This window comes from Spirosoma profusum, from assembly GCF_014699005.1.
Taxonomy (GTDB): Bacteria; Bacteroidota; Bacteroidia; order Cytophagales; family Spirosomataceae; genus Spirosoma; species Spirosoma profusum.
In genome coordinates this window covers 80,850-98,978 of the sequence record NZ_JACWZY010000032.1, presented here as the reverse complement: position 1 = coordinate 98,978, position 18,129 = coordinate 80,850, and the positions used below count along the sequence as shown (strand labels likewise).

The 18,129-nt window shown below is 52.6% G+C and carries 12 protein-coding genes; 7 read left to right on the top strand and 5 right to left on the bottom strand.

All coding sequences use genetic code 11. The annotated features are described in order from the left end of the window. From IC229_RS28025 to IC229_RS28000, 6 genes are all read left to right on the top strand, one after another. Nucleotides 1-1,763 (top strand): beta strand repeat-containing protein (locus IC229_RS28025; RefSeq protein WP_223834228.1); only part of this gene is annotated, 1,763 nt, incomplete at its 5' end. Nucleotides 1,764-1,812: 49 nt separating this feature from the next. Continuing rightward, nucleotides 1,813-6,642, top strand: coding sequence for a beta strand repeat-containing protein (locus IC229_RS28020; RefSeq protein ID WP_190891157.1), 4,830 nt, complete (start codon nt 1,813-1,815; stop codon nt 6,640-6,642). 213 nt (nt 6,643-6,855) lie between these two features. Then, complete coding sequence (locus tag IC229_RS28015; protein ID WP_190891155.1) at nt 6,856-7,995, top strand: amidohydrolase; 1,140 nt, start codon at nt 6,856-6,858, stop codon at nt 7,993-7,995. Between the two features lie 221 nt (nt 7,996-8,216). Beyond that, nucleotides 8,217-9,221 carry an NAD(P)/FAD-dependent oxidoreductase gene (locus IC229_RS28010; RefSeq protein WP_190891153.1) on the top strand — a complete coding sequence of 335 codons (1,005 nt, stop codon included), beginning with the start codon at nt 8,217-8,219 and terminating at the stop codon, nt 9,219-9,221. Between the two features lie 62 nt (nt 9,222-9,283). Further along, complete coding sequence (locus tag IC229_RS28005; RefSeq protein WP_190891164.1) at nt 9,284-9,610, top strand: 2Fe-2S iron-sulfur cluster-binding protein; 327 nt, start codon at nt 9,284-9,286, stop codon at nt 9,608-9,610. A 205-nt stretch (nt 9,611-9,815) separates the two neighbouring features. Next, entirely contained in the window at nt 9,816-11,960 is a 2,145-nt protein-coding gene (locus tag IC229_RS28000; protein ID WP_190891151.1) for a S9 family peptidase, read from the top strand. A gap of 145 nt (nt 11,961-12,105) precedes the next feature. Here the strand turns inward: IC229_RS28000 and IC229_RS27995 are convergent, their stop codons facing one another. The 5 genes from IC229_RS27995 to IC229_RS27975 form a co-directional block, all read right to left on the bottom strand. Continuing rightward, nucleotides 12,106-12,804 (bottom strand): hypothetical protein, encoded by a 699-nt coding sequence (locus tag IC229_RS27995; protein WP_190891149.1) that lies wholly within the window; start codon nt 12,802-12,804, stop codon nt 12,106-12,108. Nucleotides 12,805-12,885: 81 nt separating this feature from the next. Further along, nucleotides 12,886-13,212 carry a hypothetical protein gene (locus tag IC229_RS27990; RefSeq protein WP_190891147.1) on the bottom strand — a complete coding sequence of 109 codons (327 nt, stop codon included), beginning with the start codon at nt 13,210-13,212 and terminating at the stop codon, nt 12,886-12,888. A gap of 160 nt (nt 13,213-13,372) precedes the next feature. Continuing rightward, nucleotides 13,373-15,043: an autotransporter outer membrane beta-barrel domain-containing protein gene (locus IC229_RS27985; protein WP_190891145.1), complete on the bottom strand. Its 1,671-nt coding sequence runs from the start codon at nt 15,041-15,043 to the stop codon at nt 13,373-13,375. Nucleotides 15,044-15,220: 177 nt separating this feature from the next. Beyond that, entirely contained in the window at nt 15,221-17,215 is a 1,995-nt protein-coding gene (locus IC229_RS27980) for an autotransporter outer membrane beta-barrel domain-containing protein (protein WP_190891143.1), read from the bottom strand. A 96-nt stretch (nt 17,216-17,311) separates the two neighbouring features. Continuing rightward, nucleotides 17,312-17,494, bottom strand: coding sequence for a hypothetical protein (locus tag IC229_RS27975; protein ID WP_190891141.1), 183 nt, complete (start codon nt 17,492-17,494; stop codon nt 17,312-17,314). A gap of 24 nt (nt 17,495-17,518) precedes the next feature. On the opposite strand from IC229_RS27975, the gene IC229_RS27970 reads away from it, so the two are divergent. Next, complete coding sequence (locus IC229_RS27970) at nt 17,519-18,073, top strand: RNA polymerase sigma factor (RefSeq protein ID WP_190891139.1); 555 nt, start codon at nt 17,519-17,521, stop codon at nt 18,071-18,073. The last annotated feature ends 56 nt before the right edge of the window (nt 18,074-18,129 follow it).

The window sequence follows — 18,129 nt, the reverse complement described above, 5'->3', positions numbered from 1 at the left end:
AAAACCTGGCAACAACGACCAACTCCGCCATTGATCTGAGCACAAACAATACTGGTGGCACCGTCAATTTTGGTGGCGGCAACTTAGTCATCACCACCACGAGCGGTACAGGTTTTAATGCGACGGGTGGGGGCACGGTGAACGTAACGGGTATGGGTAATACCATTACTACGACAACAGGAACTGCCCTGAATGTTGCCAACACCACCATTGGAGCAAACAATCTTACTTTTCAAAGCATAACAGCAGGGACGGCAGCGAGTGGTGCTCCAGCAACGGGAATTAATCTTACAACTACAGGGGCATCAGGAGGACTGATTGTTACTGGCATCGGTACAACGGCGGGTTCAGGGGGAACTATTCAGAAATGTACGCATGGAGTTTACGCTAACTCAAGCCGTAATCTCTCCTTGTCAAATATGAATATTATCAACAATGGTCAGAACCAAACTCAGGCAGGAAGCAGCAGCAATGTAGGAGGTGATTTAGTGACGGGAAACAATTTGCAAGCCGTAGCTAATATCACGCTCTTCACGATTACGAATGCCTCATTCACTAATTTAAGCGTAACAGGAAGTGGTCAAATCGGGATTAATGGCAATGCAGTAAATGGCTTAACCCTATCAAACTGTACTGTCAATAGCAATGGCAATGAATCGTTCGAGAGTGGTATTGCGCTACAAAACGCATCAGGTACTATCAGTATAACCGGAACTTCTGTCCGCAATAATCGGGCACGGCATTTACATATTGCCAATGGTAGTGGTACGATGACGCTCAATACCTCATCTTCTCAATATGGCCATACAGCACTGGGCATAGGTACTCCAGAGTCTCAGCAGGGTATTCTACTCCAATTATTCGGCACTTCGAATTCTACAATAAATGCCTCTTCATTGACCATATCCAACAACGAGATTATTTCAGGCGGAACTGTTTACGCAAACGGCTTCCAAATCAATGCAGATAATGGCAGTCCGGTTGTGAACGGCAGCATCACGAGCAGCACATTCGATTATAATGCGGCACATGTGTTCATTAACGCTGGCGGGACGTCAACTGTCACCTTCAATACACAGAATAATCTCACTATGACACACTGTGATCTTCAGGCGATAAACTATACAGTTCTTGGTGGAAGTGCTGCTATTACCGCTAATCTTACAGGAACAATTTCCGGCAATCAAATCGGAGTTGGTGCTATTGGAGGAACCTCAGCCGGTGCCAATATTCATGCTATCGACATCAATAGCGGCAGTAATTGGGCGGGACAAATGCATCTCACAATTAGCAATAACACAATCCGGCAAGTATCAGGAGGCATTATTTTAACGCTCGCAGGGGCACCCGCAGCAAATGCAGTTACACCAGAGGTACATGCAAAAGTTACCGGCAATACTATAAGTAATGCATTGAATCCGACCGAGGAGGCAATCAAGTTAAATGCAGCTGTTACTTCAGCTAATCCTAAATTATTCGTTTGCTGGGATGTGGGCGGGACAGGTTTACAAAATGTAGTTTCAGGAGATTGGGCAACCGGTGCTTCTCAAGCGTCCTTGTATCTGCGAAACCGGTTTACGGGTAATGGCAGCATTCGTTTGCCAGGTTATGGCGGTTCCAGTACTGATGATGCTGCTGTCACCTCTTATCTGGCTGGTAGAAATTCAATTACGGCTGGTCCAAGCTCCGGGCAGGTGGCGGTCTTGGTTACGCATACTGGCACTACACCGTTTACTGGTGGGGCAGCGTGTACAGTCCCCTAACAATGGAAATTGACAGATGCAAATCTACTTGTATAACTAAATCAAAGACATGAAACGACTATTACTATTCCTCTTCACTCTGCTGACCGGCTATCAGGCCTCGGCCCAGCTTAGTCCCTTAGCCATTGGCGATATGGCCCCCGGTAAATCGGTGGTGGTTATCTACGACGTAACGGTCAATAACCCCACCTCCGCATCGGTCATTACCAACCGGGGCGTCATCAGCGGGACTAACTTTGCCACCGTTAGCACCAACATCACCAATACACCCATCGTCTCCTCCAACGCCAACCTCTCTGCGCTGGCGTTGAGTCCGGGTACGCTGAGTCCGCCCTTTGCTTCCAGCATCACCGCCTACACGGCCTCGGTGCCCAACTCGGCTTCGTCAGTCGCCGTTACGCCTACGGTGGAGCAGGCCAATGCCACCGTATCGGTCAATGGCTCGGCGGTGGCCAGTGGCAGTCCCATCAACGTACCACTGGCGGTTTGTGCCAATATCATTAGTGTTTCGGTTACGGCGCAGGACGGTACGACCACCAAAATCTACTCCCTCACCGTCAATCGGGATGCTCCACCCGTCATCCTGACGGCCAGTAGCCCCATCAGTTGTACGGCACCGGTCGTTACGCTCACCGCTACGTCGGGTTTTGCCTCCTACGTCTTCGGCGGGGGAGCCAGTCAGGTTGGCGGTGCCTCCAGTAACACAGCCACCGTCGCCACGGCAGGCACCTATTCAGTCACGGCTACGGCAGCGGGCGGCTGTAGCAGCACGGCTACCCTATCGGTCACCGGCAGCACCACCGCCACGCCGGTGAACCTGACCCTCAGTGGGGCCATCACGTGTGCCAATCCCACTGTTACGTTGACCGCTACGTCAGGTTTGCTCAGCTACACCTTCAGCGACGGAGCTACCCAAAGCTCACCCGCTAACACGGCCACCGTCAGTACGTCGGGCGTCTACTCGGTCAGTGCTACCAACGCATCCTACTGCGTCTCTACCACCAACGTAACGGTGACGGGCAGCAGCGCCGGTTCGCCCGTGAGTTTAACCGTCAGTGGGGCCATCAGTTGCAGCAGCACCAGCGTTACGTTAACGGCCTCCTCAGGATTTACCACCTATGTTTTCGACGGAGGAGCCAGTCAACAGGGCGGCTCGGGTGGTAACACAGCCGTGGTCAGTACGTCGGGCGTTTACTCGGTAACAGCTACCGATGCCAACGCCTGTAGTTCTACCGCCAACGTATCAGTCAGCGGCAACACCACGCCTACCCCGGTCACCCTGACGGCAAGTGGTACGTTAAGTTGCACCAACACGGCCGTCACGATCACCGCTACGCCCGGTTTTGACAGCTACATATTCAGCACAGGAGCCGCTCAGCAGGGTGGTTCCGGGGGAAATACAGCCATCGTCAGCACAACGGGCGTTTACTCGGTGACGGCCACCAATGCGGCTGCCTGTAGCTCCACCACCAACGTAACGGTGAACGGCGATGGCCCCTCACCGATCAATCTGACGGCCAGCAGCCCCATCAGTTGCACGGCTACCAGCGTTACGTTAACGGCTACGTCGGGCTTTGTCAGTTATACCTTCAACAACGGGGCCATTCAGGGCTCACCAGACAACACGGCCACAGTGAGCACCTCTGGAGTGTACTCGGTGAGTGCTACCAATGGACTAGGCTGCGTTTCCTCGACGTCGATTACGGTCACGGGCAGCAGTACCCCTACCCCGGTGAGTCTGACGGCTGGTGGCACGCTGAGTTGCCCCACTCCGATCGTAACGTTAACGGCGACGTCGGGTTTTGTCAGCTACGTATTCAGTGCCAGCGCCAGCCAGCAGGGCGGCCCAGCCGGCAATACCGCCACGGTCAACACGGCGGGTGTGTACTCGGTGACGGCCACCAATGCCAACGCCTGTTCATCCACCGCCATCGTAACAGTGACAGGTAGCACTACGTCCACTCCCGTTAGTTTGACCACCAGTGGAACCCTAAGTTGTACAACCCCTACCGTTACGTTGACGGCGACGGCGGGTTTTGTCAGCTACGTATTCAGTGCCAGCGCCAGCCAGCAGGGCGGGCCAGCCGGCAATACAGCCACGGTCAACACCTCAGGTATCTATTCCGTAACGGCCACCAATGCCAACGGCTGTAGCACAACCGCCACCGTAACGGTCACCGGCAGCAGTACGCCCATTCCCGTTAATTTGATCGCCAGTGGAACGCTAAGTTGTACCCTTCCGACCGTTACGTTGACCGCGACGTCGGGTTTTGTCAGCTACGTCTTTAGTGCCAGCGCCAGCCAGCAGGGCGGCCCAGCCGGCAATACGGCCACGGTCAACACGGCGGGTGTCTACTCGGTGACGGCCACTAATGCCAACGCCTGTTCATCCACCGCCATCGTAACAGTGACGGGCAGCAGTACACCCACTCCAGTTAATCTGACGTCGAACAGCCCCATTAGTTGTATCACACCGACGGTCACGTTAACGGCGACGTCGGGTTTTGTCAGCTACGTATTCAGTGCCAGCGCCAGCCAGCAGGGCGGCCCAGCCGGCAATACCGCCACGGTCAACACGGCGGGTGTGTACTCGGTGACGGCCACCAATGCCAACGCCTGTTCATCCACCGCCATCGTAACAGTGACAGGTAGCAGTGTCCCCACCCCGGTGAGTCTGACCGCTGGTGGTACGTTGAGTTGCCCCACTCCGATCGTTACGTTGACCGCCACGGCAGGTTTTGCCAGCTATGTGTTTAGTTCAGGGGCTAGCCAACAAGGCGGGCCAGCCGGCAATACCGCCACGGTCAACACCTCAGGTATCTATTCAGTGACGGCCACCAATGCCAACGCCTGTTCATCCACCGCCATCGTAACGGTGACGGGTAGTACTACGGCTACTCCTGTGAATCTGACGGCTAGTGGCCCGATTAGCTGTAGTGCGCCTACCGTTACGTTGACGGCGACAGCAGGCTTAGTGAGTTACACCTTTAGTACGGGAGCCAGCCAGCAGGGCGGCCCAGCCGGCAATACCGCCACGGTCATCACATCGGGGAGCTACTCGGTGAGCGCGACCAACGCGTCGGGTTGCGTTTCCACTACGTCCATCGCCGTCACTGGCAGCAGCACCGGCGCGCCCGTCAGCCTGACGTCGAACGGCCCCATTAGCTGCCCCACCCCCACCGTTACTCTGACCGCTACGTCGGGTTTTGTCAGCTACGTATTTAGTACTAGCGCCACCCAGCAGGGCGGTTCGGGCGGCAATACGACCACGGTGAGCACATCGGGTGTGTACTCGGTGACGGCCATCGATGCCAACGCCTGTTCATCCACCGCCATCGTAACAGTAACGGGTGGCAGTACGCCTACCCCAGTTAGTTTGACCACCAGTGGAACCCTAAGTTGTACAACCCCTACCGTTACGTTAACGGCGACGGCGGGTTTTGTCAGCTACGTCTTCGGCGGAGGGGCCACTCAGCAGGGCGGCTCAGGTGGCCATACGGCGACCGTCAACGCAACAGGGATCTATTCCGTAACGGCCACCAACGCCAACGCCTGTAGCTCCACCGCCGTCGTAACCGTCACGGGCAGCAGCACCGCTACACCCGTCAGCCTCTCTGTCAGCGGGACGCTGAGTTGCTCAGTCACCAGCGTGACCCTGACCGCTTCACCTGGATTTACCGGCTATGTCTTCAGTCCAGGAACCACGCAACTTGGCGGGTCAGGGGGCAATACGGCGGTGGTGAGCACCTCGGGCGTCTACTCGGTGAGTGCTACCAATGCCTCCGGTTGTCAGTCTGCGACCAGTATCACCGTGGGTTACCAGAACTGTCCCCCAACGGTGGCCAATGCCATACCGCCCCAATCGGCATCGGTGGGAGCTGCCTTTAGCTATACCATCCCGGCCAATACGTTCACCGATCCCGAAACGCCCAACAACCTGGTGCTAACGGTGAGCGGACTACCGGCCGGGCTGAGTTTCGTAGCGCCTTCGACCATTACGGGGTCACCCTCGACCTCGGTGGGATCGCCCTTCACGGTGACCGTGGTGGCTACTGACCCGCAAGGACTCTCCGTGTCCACTACGTTCAGCCTGTCGGTAGCTCCCACCAGTTTCGCCATCACCAGCGTGAGCATGCTCGACTGTAACCACATCTCGTATTACGCCCGTCGGATCAATTTCATGGTCAGCTACAGCGGCACCAATGGCCAGCCCATCAGCCTCTCGGTGGTCAATGAACTGACGGCTACTACGGCCAGCGGCCCCTATTCGCTGACGGTCTTCACCGATAATCCGGTCATTACCATCACAGCTCGCCAGCAGGGTACACCGGGCATGGCCAGTTTCAACTACAACTGGCTGGCCAATTGCGCTAACGGCTCCCCGATCGTGCTCAACCCGATTCCGCCCCAGTCGGCCACGCTGGGTCAGTCGTTCAACTATGCTATTCCGGCCAACACCTTCACCGATGCCGAGACGCCTAACAGCCTGGTATTGAGCGTTACGGGGCTACCGCCTGGCTTAACTTTTGGACCGCCTTCGACCCTCACGGGTACGCCTTCCACCACGTTGGGATCGCCGTATAACGTAACGGTGGTGGCGACCGATCCGGGTGGAGCGACGGTGGTCACTACGTTCCAGATCGATGTATCTCCCTCGGCTGTTGTTTGTCCGAGCATGGTCACGGTGAAGGCGGGCCCCTGGAATGACCCCACTACGTGGTCGTGCGGTCGGGTTCCCACCCAAACGGATATCGTGACGCTGAATCATCTGGTGAATCTGCCGGACGGATATGTGGGCAAGGCGTTCCGGGTCATCTATACAGCCGGTGGTCGGTTGTCACTTGGTTCATTGAGTCGATTGCAATTATTCGGGCAATGATGATCTGAGAAACGTAAGCGATCCTCCGGGATAATAGTACTACATCCAAATTCTAACTAGCCCCAATGTATCCCGGTCCTGAATCACTCAGGCCGGGATATTTTTTGCCCTAACATTGCCAGTCGGAGTGATTATTTACGTAACGTTTTATGCTATTTTGGGAGTAAGAACTAGCCAATAGACGTAGTAATTCCATAAAATTCTGCCCTAACCATGAATACCGACACGACCAACGCATTTATTCGATTCCGCCGGGAACTGCATCAATTTCCCGAACGATCGGGGAAGGAAGTGGAAACGCAGTCACGTATCAACGCGTTTGTTCGTCCGTTTAATCCGGTACGTATCGATGAAGTGGGTGGAACCGGACTTTTGCTACAATACGGTGCCGACGTAGCAGGGCCGACTACGGTATTTCGTGCGGATACGGATGCGCTGCCCATTCAGGAAACCAATACGTTTGCCCACCGGTCAACTAAAGCGGGGATTTCGCACAAATGCGGACACGATGGACACACGGCCATTATGGCCCGACTGGCGTCGCTGCTGGCTCAGCAGTCATCACTACGTGGTCGCGTTTATCTGCTCTTTCAACCCGCCGAAGAAACTGGTCAGGGCGCTCAGGCCGTCCTGAACGACCCAATTTTCGCAGCTATCCAGCCCGACCGAATTTATGCGCTGCATAACCTGCCCGGTTTTCCGCAAGGGGCAATTATTTGCAAATCCGGCTCGTTCACGCCATCGGTACAAAGCATGATTGTTACGTTTCACGGGCGAACATCGCACGCGGCTGAGCCAGAAAATGGCGCTAATCCCGCTTACGTCATGGCCGATTTTCTGCTAAAAAGCAAAGCCCTAATCAACCCCGATACGCAGGCTGACGATTTTGCCCTGATTACGCCTGTTCATACGGTGTTGGGTCATAAAGATTATGGTACGTCGGCGGGTTACGGTGAAGTTCATCTGACTCTACGTACCTGGACGTCACTACGTATGGAGCAGTTGGTACGTCAGCTAGTCGATTCACTGTCAACTAGTTGCAATGGGACTGCACTTACGACGGAAATAACGTTCACCGACGTATTTTTTGCCAATGAAAATCATCAGGAAGCTGTCGAAGAAGTCCGACAGGCGACGCACAAATTAGGTTACGTATTCACCGAAACAGAGCAGCCGTTTAAGTGGGGCGAAGATTTCGGACTTTTCACGCAGCAATACAAAGGAGCGATGTTCGGCATCGGCGCGGGCGAACACTCCCCTGCTCTGCATAACGACGATTACGATTTTAACGATGCGCTGATCGAACCAGCCGCCCGGTTGTTTCTGGAATTAGTAAAGTTGCATCACGGGTAGTCTTCGCACTACGTTGACTTAGCCAGTATTCATGTTACGTCTCGAACGGTTGAATCATTCCGTTTGCTTATCCCTCATTCCAAATTCTGATAGTCATCGCACTCACGCGGCACCTACCTTTACGGTGATTTATGAATGGATAACGAAGAATGCAGAATGAATAATCAGTTGACTGTCAGACATTATCCATTATCCATTATTCATTACTCATTACTCAAAAGATGGTAACAACAGATATTTGCATAATTGGCGCGGGTCCGGTAGGCCTGTTCGCCGTTTTCGAAGCGGGTTTATTGAAAATGCGCTGCCACCTGATCGATGCACTGCCGCAAATAGGCGGTCAACTTTCGGAAATATATCCGCAAAAGCCGATTTATGACATTCCCGGTTATCCGGCCATCAATGCCCAAACGCTGGTCGACAATCTGATGACGCAGATTGCTCCTTTTAATCCGGGATTCACGCTGGGTGAACGGGTAGAACAACTGGATCGCCAAGCCGACGGTTCTTACGTAGTGACCACCAACGACGGTACGTCCGTTCATTGTCAGGTGGTTGTGATTGCCGGTGGGCTGGGTTGCTTTGAACCGCGCAAGCCAGAGATAGAAAATCTCGAACGGTTTGAAGGGAAAGGCGTGGCCTACATGGTCAAGAATCCAGAACAATTGCGCGACCGGCGCGTCGTGCTGGCCGGTGGTGGCGACTCGGCCCTCGACTGGACCGTCTTCCTGGCCGACGTAGCGAAAGAAGTAACACTGGTTCACCGTAGTGATACGTTCCGGGGAGCGCCCGATTCGGCGGAAAAAGTGTTTCATCTCGCCAGTCAGGGACGGGTAAATCTGGTGTTGCAATCGAATATCACCAGCATTCATGGAAACGGGCATTTGCAGGAGGTGAGCATCACGGCCAAAGACAAGACCGTAACCACGCTGCCTGCCGACAACCTGATTCCGCTCTTTGGCCTGACGCCCAAACTTGGCCCCATCGCCGACTGGGGACTTACCATCGACAGATCGGCTATCGTGGTCAATACCACGGATTACGCGACCAACGTGGAACGGATCTACGCCATCGGCGATATCAATACGTATCCCGGCAAGCTGAAACTGATTTTGTGCGGCTTTCACGAAGCGGCTCTCATGTGCCAAAGCGCTTTCCGCTACGTTCACCCCGACCAGAAATTGAGTTTCAAATACACGACCGTAAACGGAGTACCAACTTTTTAAAATGAGTCGATAGTCGTTAGTTATTAGTGGCTGACGACTATCGACTGATGACCAAAATACTTATGATCCACTTCACCATTGAAGACCGCGACGGGACGCAGCAACCGATTGAGATTCCCGAAGGCATCAACCTGAGCCTGATGGAAGTGCTGAAAGCATCGGAATACGATATTCTTGCAACATGTGGCGGCATGGCGCTCTGTGCTACGTGCCACGTAAAGGTTTTGGACGGTTTTGATGATCTCCCTTCGGCTCAGGACGCCGAGTTAGATATGCTCGATACGTTACCTGACGCGGATTCAGATAGCCGACTTGCCTGCCAGATACGTGTCGATGAAAGACTGAATGGCGCTACGTTCCGAATTAAAGGCGTGCGGGAATTGGTTTAGTATGATCTGGGATAGAGAGTTTTATCTTAAAAATTCTCTGTGCATCTCCGTGTCTTCTTCGGGCATCTCTGTGTCCCAGCTATTATAACCATATCACGATTTCACGGATAACTAGAATTTTATTTACCCGGCTTGGCAGATTAAAAAATATTCTATTTATTACATGTCTACGCATTTCGGTTACCTAACAACCCACCCGTAGTACATGAAAAAATTTACTCTTTATCTCCTGCTGGCTTGTACGTTTTTACGACAAGCTACCCTAACGCAGGCTCAGCCTTTCTCCCTTGAGTCCATCAAAACGTATCCGTTTCCTAATGAACTGACGAGTTCAGCGCAGGGTTCGCGAATTGCGTGGGCGTTCAACGAGCAGGGGAAACGTAACGTCTACGTAGCGGAAGGGCCTGACTTTACCCCCCGAAAACTGACTAATTACACCGCCGACGATGGACAGGAAATTACCAGCCTGGCTGTATCGGCCGATGGAAAATGGGTCGTTTATGTGCGCGGGGGCGACCACGGCTCCAATTGGGACGACGAACTGCCGGTCAACACAATGGGGACGCCCGTTCCACCCAAAGTTCAGATCTGGAGCGTACCGTTTGCGGGTGGCGAACCCAAAGCGATTGCCGAAGGCGATGCGCCCGTTATCTCACCCAAAAGCGACCGGGGCACGCCAGCCCGAATTGCGTTCATCAAATCCGGTCAGGTTCAGATCGCTCCTGTCGATGGGTCGTCGACGGCAAAAGCGTTGTTTACCGCACGTGGCACCAATGGTTCTATAAATTGGTCGCCGGATGGTTCGAAACTGGCGTTTGTCTGCGACCGGAAAGATCATAGTTTTATTGGCGTTTTTACTGACGAAAAAACGCCTATTACGTGGCTGGCTCCCTCCTTCGCCAAAGACCACTCACCCCGCTGGTCGCCTGATGGCAAGAGGATTGTCTTTGTCCGCACGGCGGGTTCGGGGGGTGCACCTGATTCCATACTGACACGAAAACCGCATCCTTGGTCAATCTGGACAGCCGACGTAGCATCGGGCACGGCTTCGCAGGTTTGGCAATCACCCAAAACGCTTACAGGTTCGGAGCCAACCACGCACGGTGGTACGAATCTGCACTGGGCCGCCAACGAACGTATCGTTTTCTTATCGTATCAGGATGGCTGGCCACATTTGTACTCTATTGCTACGTCGGGCGGAACACCGTTGCTGCTCACACCCGGCGGTTTCATGGCCGAGCACATTACGTTGACACGCGACAAAAAATGGCTGGTTTTCAGCGGAAACACCGGCCCCGACAAGCTCGACATTGACCGCCGACACGTAGTACGCGTACCTGTCGACAAAGCAGCGATGGAAGTACTCACGCCAGGCACTGGCCTCGAATGGACGCCGGTTGTTACGGGCGATGGTGCTACGTTGGCGATGATCAGTGCTACGTCCCAACGGCCTCCACTACCAACCGTTATGGCGTTTGGAAAAGGCACACCGAAAGTGCTTGCCCAAAATCTGATTCCAGCCAATTACCCAATGAATCAGTTGGTTACACCCAAACAAGTTACGTTCAAAGCCCCTGATGGAACAACGGTTCATGGGCAACTTTTTGAACCGGCAGGCGGTCCGTCGAAGAAACCGGCGCTGATTTACGTTCACGGCGGGCCGCCCCGTCAGATGCTTTTGGGTTGGCATTATTCGGATTATTACGCCAATTCGTATGCCATGAATCAGTACCTGACCAGCCTGGGTTTTGTGGTATTATCAGTGAATTACCGGCTGGGAATTGGCTACGGTTACGATTTCCATCAACCGGCAAATGGGGGGGCTACGGGCGCATCTGAATACCAGGATGTGCGCGCAGGTGCGCTCTGGCTGACGGAGCAGCCGCAGGTTGATGCCACAAAAATTGGAATTTACGGCGGTTCGTATGGGGGCTATCTGACAGCCCTGGCGCTGGCCCGCGACTCCAAACTGTTTGCGGCTGGCGTCGATATTCACGGCGTTCATGACTGGAGCGCCCAACGGGCAGGCATGAGTCTCAATCAGTCTGACCGGGTTGAGAAAAGTCCAGATTTAGAGAAAGCAGCCAAAGTGGTCTACGAATCGTCGCCGATTTCGTCGATACGTAACTGGACATCGCCCGTACTCATTATTCATGGCGACGATGACCGAAATGTGCAATTCAGTCAAAGCACCGATCTGGTTCAGCGGCTCGAAAAGCAAGGTGTTCCGATGGAAACTACGGTCATCGTCGATGATACGCATCACTGGATGAAACACACCAACGCCCTGAAACTCGGCAACGCTACCGGCGACTTCTTTAAACGTAAACTCATGACACCCAGACAGTAAGCCGTTTGACGTGGCTTAAAGTCAGCCCGAGCTTATAATGCTCACAACGTAACGGGCGATACGTGTTGATACGTATCGCCCGTTACGTTGGAAATCGTTTTGGAATAGCGTCATTTTTTCTCCAGAAGCTGTTTTACCAGTTGCTTCAACTCATCAACCTCCGCCCGAAGCTGGCTTTTTTTTGCTTCTCTGCCTGAGCGTCTTTTTCTTGTTGGATGCTGTAGAGGGTGAGTTCTTCGATCTTCTCCAGCAACGTAGCGTTCAGGGTCACCAGATCAACCCCTACTTCTACCACCTCTATTGCCGAAGGTACGTTGGGCAAATGACCATGCTCGCCTAGGTACTGCGCCACCCAGCTCAACGGACGTAGCACATACCCTTTTGCAAACACTCGGTCGCTCCACTGTGCTACGTCTTCAATGCGCAGGCGGTGGCGGGCCAGCACGATTTCGCCCTGCTCGTTGACGGTCAGAAACTGGTCGGTCGTGCCATTCCTGAGGTGGGGGTTGAGCAGATGAGTAAACTTGATGGTGCCGCTGTTCTGCAAGCGGATGATACCTCGCACGTCCAGGGGAAACTGCAGGTTGTTGGTGCCGATGCCAACCGCCATACTGGTGTTACCAGGGTTGCCCAGGATAATGGCGTTACTACGGGCCACGGTGGCATAAGCTCCGATGGTCACTGCGTTCTGGAGCGTACCGCTGGTGGGTTGGGTGTTGTAGCCCAGCATGGTATTGTAGCTGCCGGTGATGATGTTGGCCCCCGCATTAGTACCTAGAAAGCTGTTCTGAGAGCCGGTGGTGTTATAGCCCGCACTACTTACTGCCCACAAAACTGTTCTCATCACCGGTGGAGTTGGCGTAGCCCGCATTATGGCCCACAAAGCTGTTGTTGTCACTGGTATTATCGTGACCAGACCCTGTACCTACAAACACATTAAAAGTTCCCCCGTATTGTTCAAACCCGCTTCATAGCCCGTAAACACATTTTCTTTACCCGTCGTTGTGAACTTCCCCGCATCCATCCCGTAAAAACTGTTCCAGTATCCATCAGTCAGCGAATAGCCGGCATTGAAGCCAGTAAACGTATTGCGGTCGCCCGTCAGACTGCCGCTCCCGCCTGCTCCAGGCCCCAGCAGTGTGCTGTTGTTGCCCGGAGAAGCGGCATTGGCTATGTTCGCCACATAGTTAGTCTGGGCCAGAGCCTCCTGGCTCAGCAGGTAGAGGATGGAAATTGCGTAGCATGTTTTCATGTTTTGAATGGGGTTAGGTTTCGATTGAAATGATGTTTACCAAGCCATTTTCGGGCTCAAGGCAAAGGAAAGGTAAACACATTTCAACTGATAGTCAATCGATTAACCCAAACCTAACATACAAAACAAGCGATTAATTAATTGGTGAGCGAGAAAGACATTATTTCTTCTCCAGCAGTTGCCGCACGAGCTGTTTCAGTTCATCTAGCTGGGCCTGTTGCTGCTGATTGATAGCTTTCTGCTCACGGTTATCTTTCTCCAACTTAATGCTATAAAGGGTCAACTCTTCGATCTTGGCCAGTAACGTAGCATCCATCTTCGCCACGTCGATACCCTGCTTCACTACGTCCGTGGCCGAGGGTACACCCGGTAAATGCCTGTTGGCTTTCACGTACCGCTCCACTTCCGATAAGCCCTTCAGTTGGTACGTATCATCGAAGACGTAATCGCTCCACTCGCTGCTGTTCTTGATAGCGACTTTGACCTTCTCGGTGAGGATACCTTCTTCCACAAACAGCTTATAGCCAGAGGGGGTACGTGCTACGTTGTTTCCAATAATGACCGCGTCGTTCTGGGTGCTTTGCAGGAATGAGCCTTTCCGCTGCCAGAACGAGTCAGCTACGCCTTCCCGAGTCGAGCCATTGGTACTGACCAGAATGACATCCCCACTACTGTTGACAGACAGAACTTTAGTTTGGTTAGTCAACGAAGCCGCGTCCGTGCTCTTCAGGTTCGTGAAGCGCAGACCCGACTGCCCATTGGTGCCATGGGTAATCTCCAGCTTATTGTTGGGAGCGGTGTTGCCGATGCCTACTTTCCAGATAGGACTGGGAGCGCCCAAGACAATCGAATTGTCGGCCGATACCTGAGCACCGGCCCCGATGGCAGTGGCGTTATTGACCACGGCCCCGGAGGACACCCCCGCATTCTGGCCGATGAAGGTGTTGCTCTGACCAGCGGCATTGCCGGTGAAGCCAGCCCCATTGCCGATATAAGTATTGTTGCTGCCGGTACCGTTGGCGTATCCCGAGCCATTGCCAATGAAGGTGTTGCCTGCGCCCGAGGTAGTAAGTTGTCCGGAGGAGTTGCCGATGAAGAGGTTGTAGGAGCCGTTGCTACTGGCGCCTGCATAGGCACCCAGAAACAGGTTGCTACCACCACTGATATTGTTAAAGCCTGCCTGGTAACCTGCAAATACATTATTAGTACCTAAAGAGGTTTTATTGCCCGCCTGAACCCCAATCATGATGTTATTTCCGCCTGTGCTCATGTTATAACCGGCCTGGTAGCCTACGGCGATATTATTGCTAGCCGAGAGATTGTAATACCCAGCAGCCCTCCCAAGAAAGGTGTTGTTATCTCCGGTCTCGTTGGTAACACCAGTATTCATGCCTAAGAACACATTATTGTTCCCACTTTTATTGTCGCTGCCTGCACCTGCACCTACAAAAACATTAGTGGTTCCTTGTGTATTACTTTTGCCGGCTTCTTTACCTATAAAAACATTACTACTCCCCGTGAGATTACTATAGCCGGAACTATGGCCTAAAAACGTATTACTGAGTCCAGTGTTATTGCTGAAACCTGCCTGATAACCTACATACGTATTATCGTACCCCGAGGTCAGTTTATTACCTGCCTGGTAGCCTACTACCGTGTTATCATCGCCGTTAGTAGTAATCGATAGACCGGTCCCGATGCCCAGCAGTGTGTTATATAATCCTGGAGTCGCTGTAACCGGCGTACGGATGACTAAATTAGTACCATTCTGCCCATACGTCAGGCCAGATACAAGGGTTGCCACTACGAGAAAGCCGTAAGTCTTTTTCATAATTCTTATCGTTAAGTGTTAGACAATGAAGATAGATTCAGGACGTACTGGAACTGTAAACTTTTGAGTAAGCGGTTGATTACTACGTATCTTACCTATTAACCGGGCATTTAAACATAACGGGCGATACGTATTGATACGTATCGCCCGTTATGTTGGAAATCGTTTTGAGATGCGTTATTTTTTCTCCAGAAGTTGTTTGACCAGTTGCTTCAGTTCGTCGACCTCCGTCCGTAATTGCTTATTATCCTTCTCCTGTTGAATGCTATACAGAGTCAACTCTTCGATCTTGGCCAGTAACGTAGCATCCATCTTCGCCACGTCGATACCCTGCTTCACTACGTCCGTGGCCGAGGGTACACCCGGTAAATGCCTGTTGGCTTTCACGTACCGCTCCACTTCCGATAAGCCCTTCAGTTGATACGTATCATCGAAGACGTAATCGCTCCACTCGCTGCTGTTCTTGATAGCGACTTTGACCTTCTCGGTGAGGATACCTTCTTCTACAAACAGCTTATAGCCAGAGGGGGTACGTGCTACGTTGTTTCCAATAATGACCGCGTCGTTCTGGGTGCTTTGCAGGAATGAGCCTTTCCGCTGCCAGAACGAGTCAGCTACGCCCTCCCGAGCCGAACTATTCATGCTGGCCATCACTACGTCACCCTGTTCGTTGACTGAGAGAAACTTGTATTGATTGGTCATGGCGGCTGGGGTGGAGTTGTTCATGTTCGTGAAGCGCAGGCCCGACTGCCCATTGGTGCCATGGGTAATCTCCAGCTTATTGTTGGGAGCGGTGTTGCCGATGCCTACTTTCCAGATAGGACTGGGAGCGCCCAACACAATCGAATTGTCGGCCGATACCTGAGCACCCGCCCCGATGGCCGTCGAGTTATTAACCACGGCCCCCGATGAGACGCCCGCATTCTGGCCGATGAAGGTGTTGCTCTGACCCGCCCCATTGCCGGTGAAGCCAGCCCCATTGCCGATATAGGTATTGTTCTGACCGGTGGTATTGCCATAGCCTGAGCCATTGCCAATGAAGGTGTTACCCCCACCCGAGGTCGTTTGCTGGCCCGATGAGTTACCGATGAACAGGTTATAAGAGCCGTTGCTGCTGGCACCCGCAAAGGAGCCCATAAACAGGTTACTGCCGCCGGTAGTATTGCTAAGCCCTGCCTGCTGCCCCAGGAACACGTTAAAAGCACCGGAGGTATTGTTAAAGCCCGCCCGGTAACCAGCAAATACATTACTTCCACCGGTATTGGTTCTGTTGCCTGCCTGATAACCCATAAAAACATTGTTCCCACCCGTACCAGCGAGCTCCCCGGCATAAGCACCGACGAAGGTATTCTGGCTTCCGCTGCTATTAGCCCCTCCAGTTCGTCGGCCAATGAAGGTATTAGAGCCCCCACCTTGATTAGAATTACCCGCATAACTACCCAGAAAGGTATTATAGGCTCCACCGGCATTGGCACGACCAGCCACATACCCTAAAAACGTGTTCCCGTCGCCAAGTGTATTACTATAGCCAGCTTCAAAGCCGACAAAAGTTTGTTCAGTACTCGACGAATTGGTGAAGCCAGCTCTACTACCCAACATTACATTCTGGCTTGACGTATTATTATACCCCGCCGAATCGCCTAACATGACATTCCGGCTGGCGGTGGTAACATTTTGCAGCGCTCCGGGGCCGATGGCTACATTCATATCCCCAGTTGTGGTATTGGATCCGGCTAAATGGCCGTAAAACGTATTACTATAACCCGTAGTCAAATCATACCCTGCAAAATAGCCCGTTACTGTGTTTTGAATACCCGCAGTGCCAGCCCCCGAGAACCCACCGATTGAAATGTTTGAATACCCTATTGTAAAGGCCGATCCTGCTCCATACCCTAAAGCCGTATTGTAGCGCCCAGTGGTGTTATTAGCCCCGGCAACCATACCAACAAATGTGTTCCCATCCCCACTAGTATTACTTTGCCCTGCCTGATAACCCACATAAACACCGAACGTACCAGGGCCGCCAGCAGCCGTACCGGCACCAATGCCAAATATGGTGTTTTGCAAACCAGGAGCACCTGAAACCGGTGCTCGGACAATTAAATTATTCTGCCCATACGAAAGGCCGGAAATAAGGAGTGCGGCCGGAAGAAATCCATAAATCTTTTTCATGATGTGTCTCGTTCAGTGTTCAGAGGTGAAGATAGTAGAAGCCTGTCCAATCATCGGTCAAGTTTTGAGTGACCGGTTAGGCCCAACTAGATATACTTAGCGATAGGTATTGAAACGACGTAGCAAATCAGCCATGATTGATTGATTTGCTACGTCGAAACAGGCTAAAATTTGAGCCAATTCCAGAAAATGCGACGAGAGCGTTAGCGAATGCGACGAGAGTGTTAGCGCATGAGTCTCTCCATGCGGAACTTGCCGACCTGTTTTATCAGGAAACAAATAGCTACTCTCCGTTGAAGCCGAATGAAAAAAAGTAAACTTGCCGACAAGCAATTGATAGACGACTTTCAGAGCGTTAATCGTTTTGATAGCTTCGACGAGTTGTACAACCGCTACATCAGGAAAGTCTATCGAACGTGTCTGTCCATGACAAACGATACGTTGACGGCTGAAGATTACACGCAGGACATTTTTATAAAAGTCTTCGAGCGGCTGCATGCGTTTCATAATCGCTCCTCGTTTTCGACCTGGCTGTATGCCATAACCCGCAATCACTGCCTGGATCAGCTACGTTTCAGCAAACGCATTCCCTACGAATCGCTGTCGGCTTATCTGGCGGCTGGAGAGCCTTACTACGTAGCAGAAACCGATTCGACTGAACTGCCGGACTATCGCCTACAGCGATTAACTAATACGATAAACCAGTTGCCGGAAGAAGAACTTACGCTGTTCAAACTGCGGTATGAGCAGGGTTTATCCATCCGGGATATTAGCGCGCGCTGTCAACTGACGGAAGGGAATGTGAAAGTACGCCTGAAACGAACGCGCGATAAGCTAAAGAAGCTGTATACTACCTAATTATCAATAAACTGGACAATAGCTATAATCTGTTGTAATATTATCTTATTAATGTT

Coding starts and splice junctions, on each gene's coding strand:
- IC229_RS28000 (WP_190891151.1), top strand. CDS start 9,816: ATGAAAAAATTTACTCTTTATCTCCTGCTGGCTTGTACGTTTTTACGA.
- IC229_RS28010 (WP_190891153.1), top strand. CDS start 8,217: ATGGTAACAACAGATATTTGCATAATTGGCGCGGGTCCGGTAGGCCTG.
- IC229_RS27990 (WP_190891147.1), bottom strand. CDS start 13,212: ATGAAAACATGCTACGCAATTTCCATCCTCTACCTGCTGAGCCAGGAG.
- IC229_RS27985 (WP_190891145.1), bottom strand. CDS start 15,043: ATGAAAAAGACTTACGGCTTTCTCGTAGTGGCAACCCTTGTATCTGGC.
- IC229_RS27980 (WP_190891143.1), bottom strand. CDS start 17,215: ATGAAAAAGATTTATGGATTTCTTCCGGCCGCACTCCTTATTTCCGGC.
- IC229_RS27970 (WP_190891139.1), top strand. CDS start 17,519: ATGAAAAAAAGTAAACTTGCCGACAAGCAATTGATAGACGACTTTCAG.
- IC229_RS28020 (WP_190891157.1), top strand. CDS start 1,813: ATGAAACGACTATTACTATTCCTCTTCACTCTGCTGACCGGCTATCAG.
- IC229_RS28005 (WP_190891164.1), top strand. CDS start 9,284: ATGATCCACTTCACCATTGAAGACCGCGACGGGACGCAGCAACCGATT.
- IC229_RS27995 (WP_190891149.1), bottom strand. CDS start 12,804: ATGAGAACAGTTTTGTGGGCAGTAAGTAGTGCGGGCTATAACACCACC.
- IC229_RS28015 (WP_190891155.1), top strand. CDS start 6,856: ATGAATACCGACACGACCAACGCATTTATTCGATTCCGCCGGGAACTG.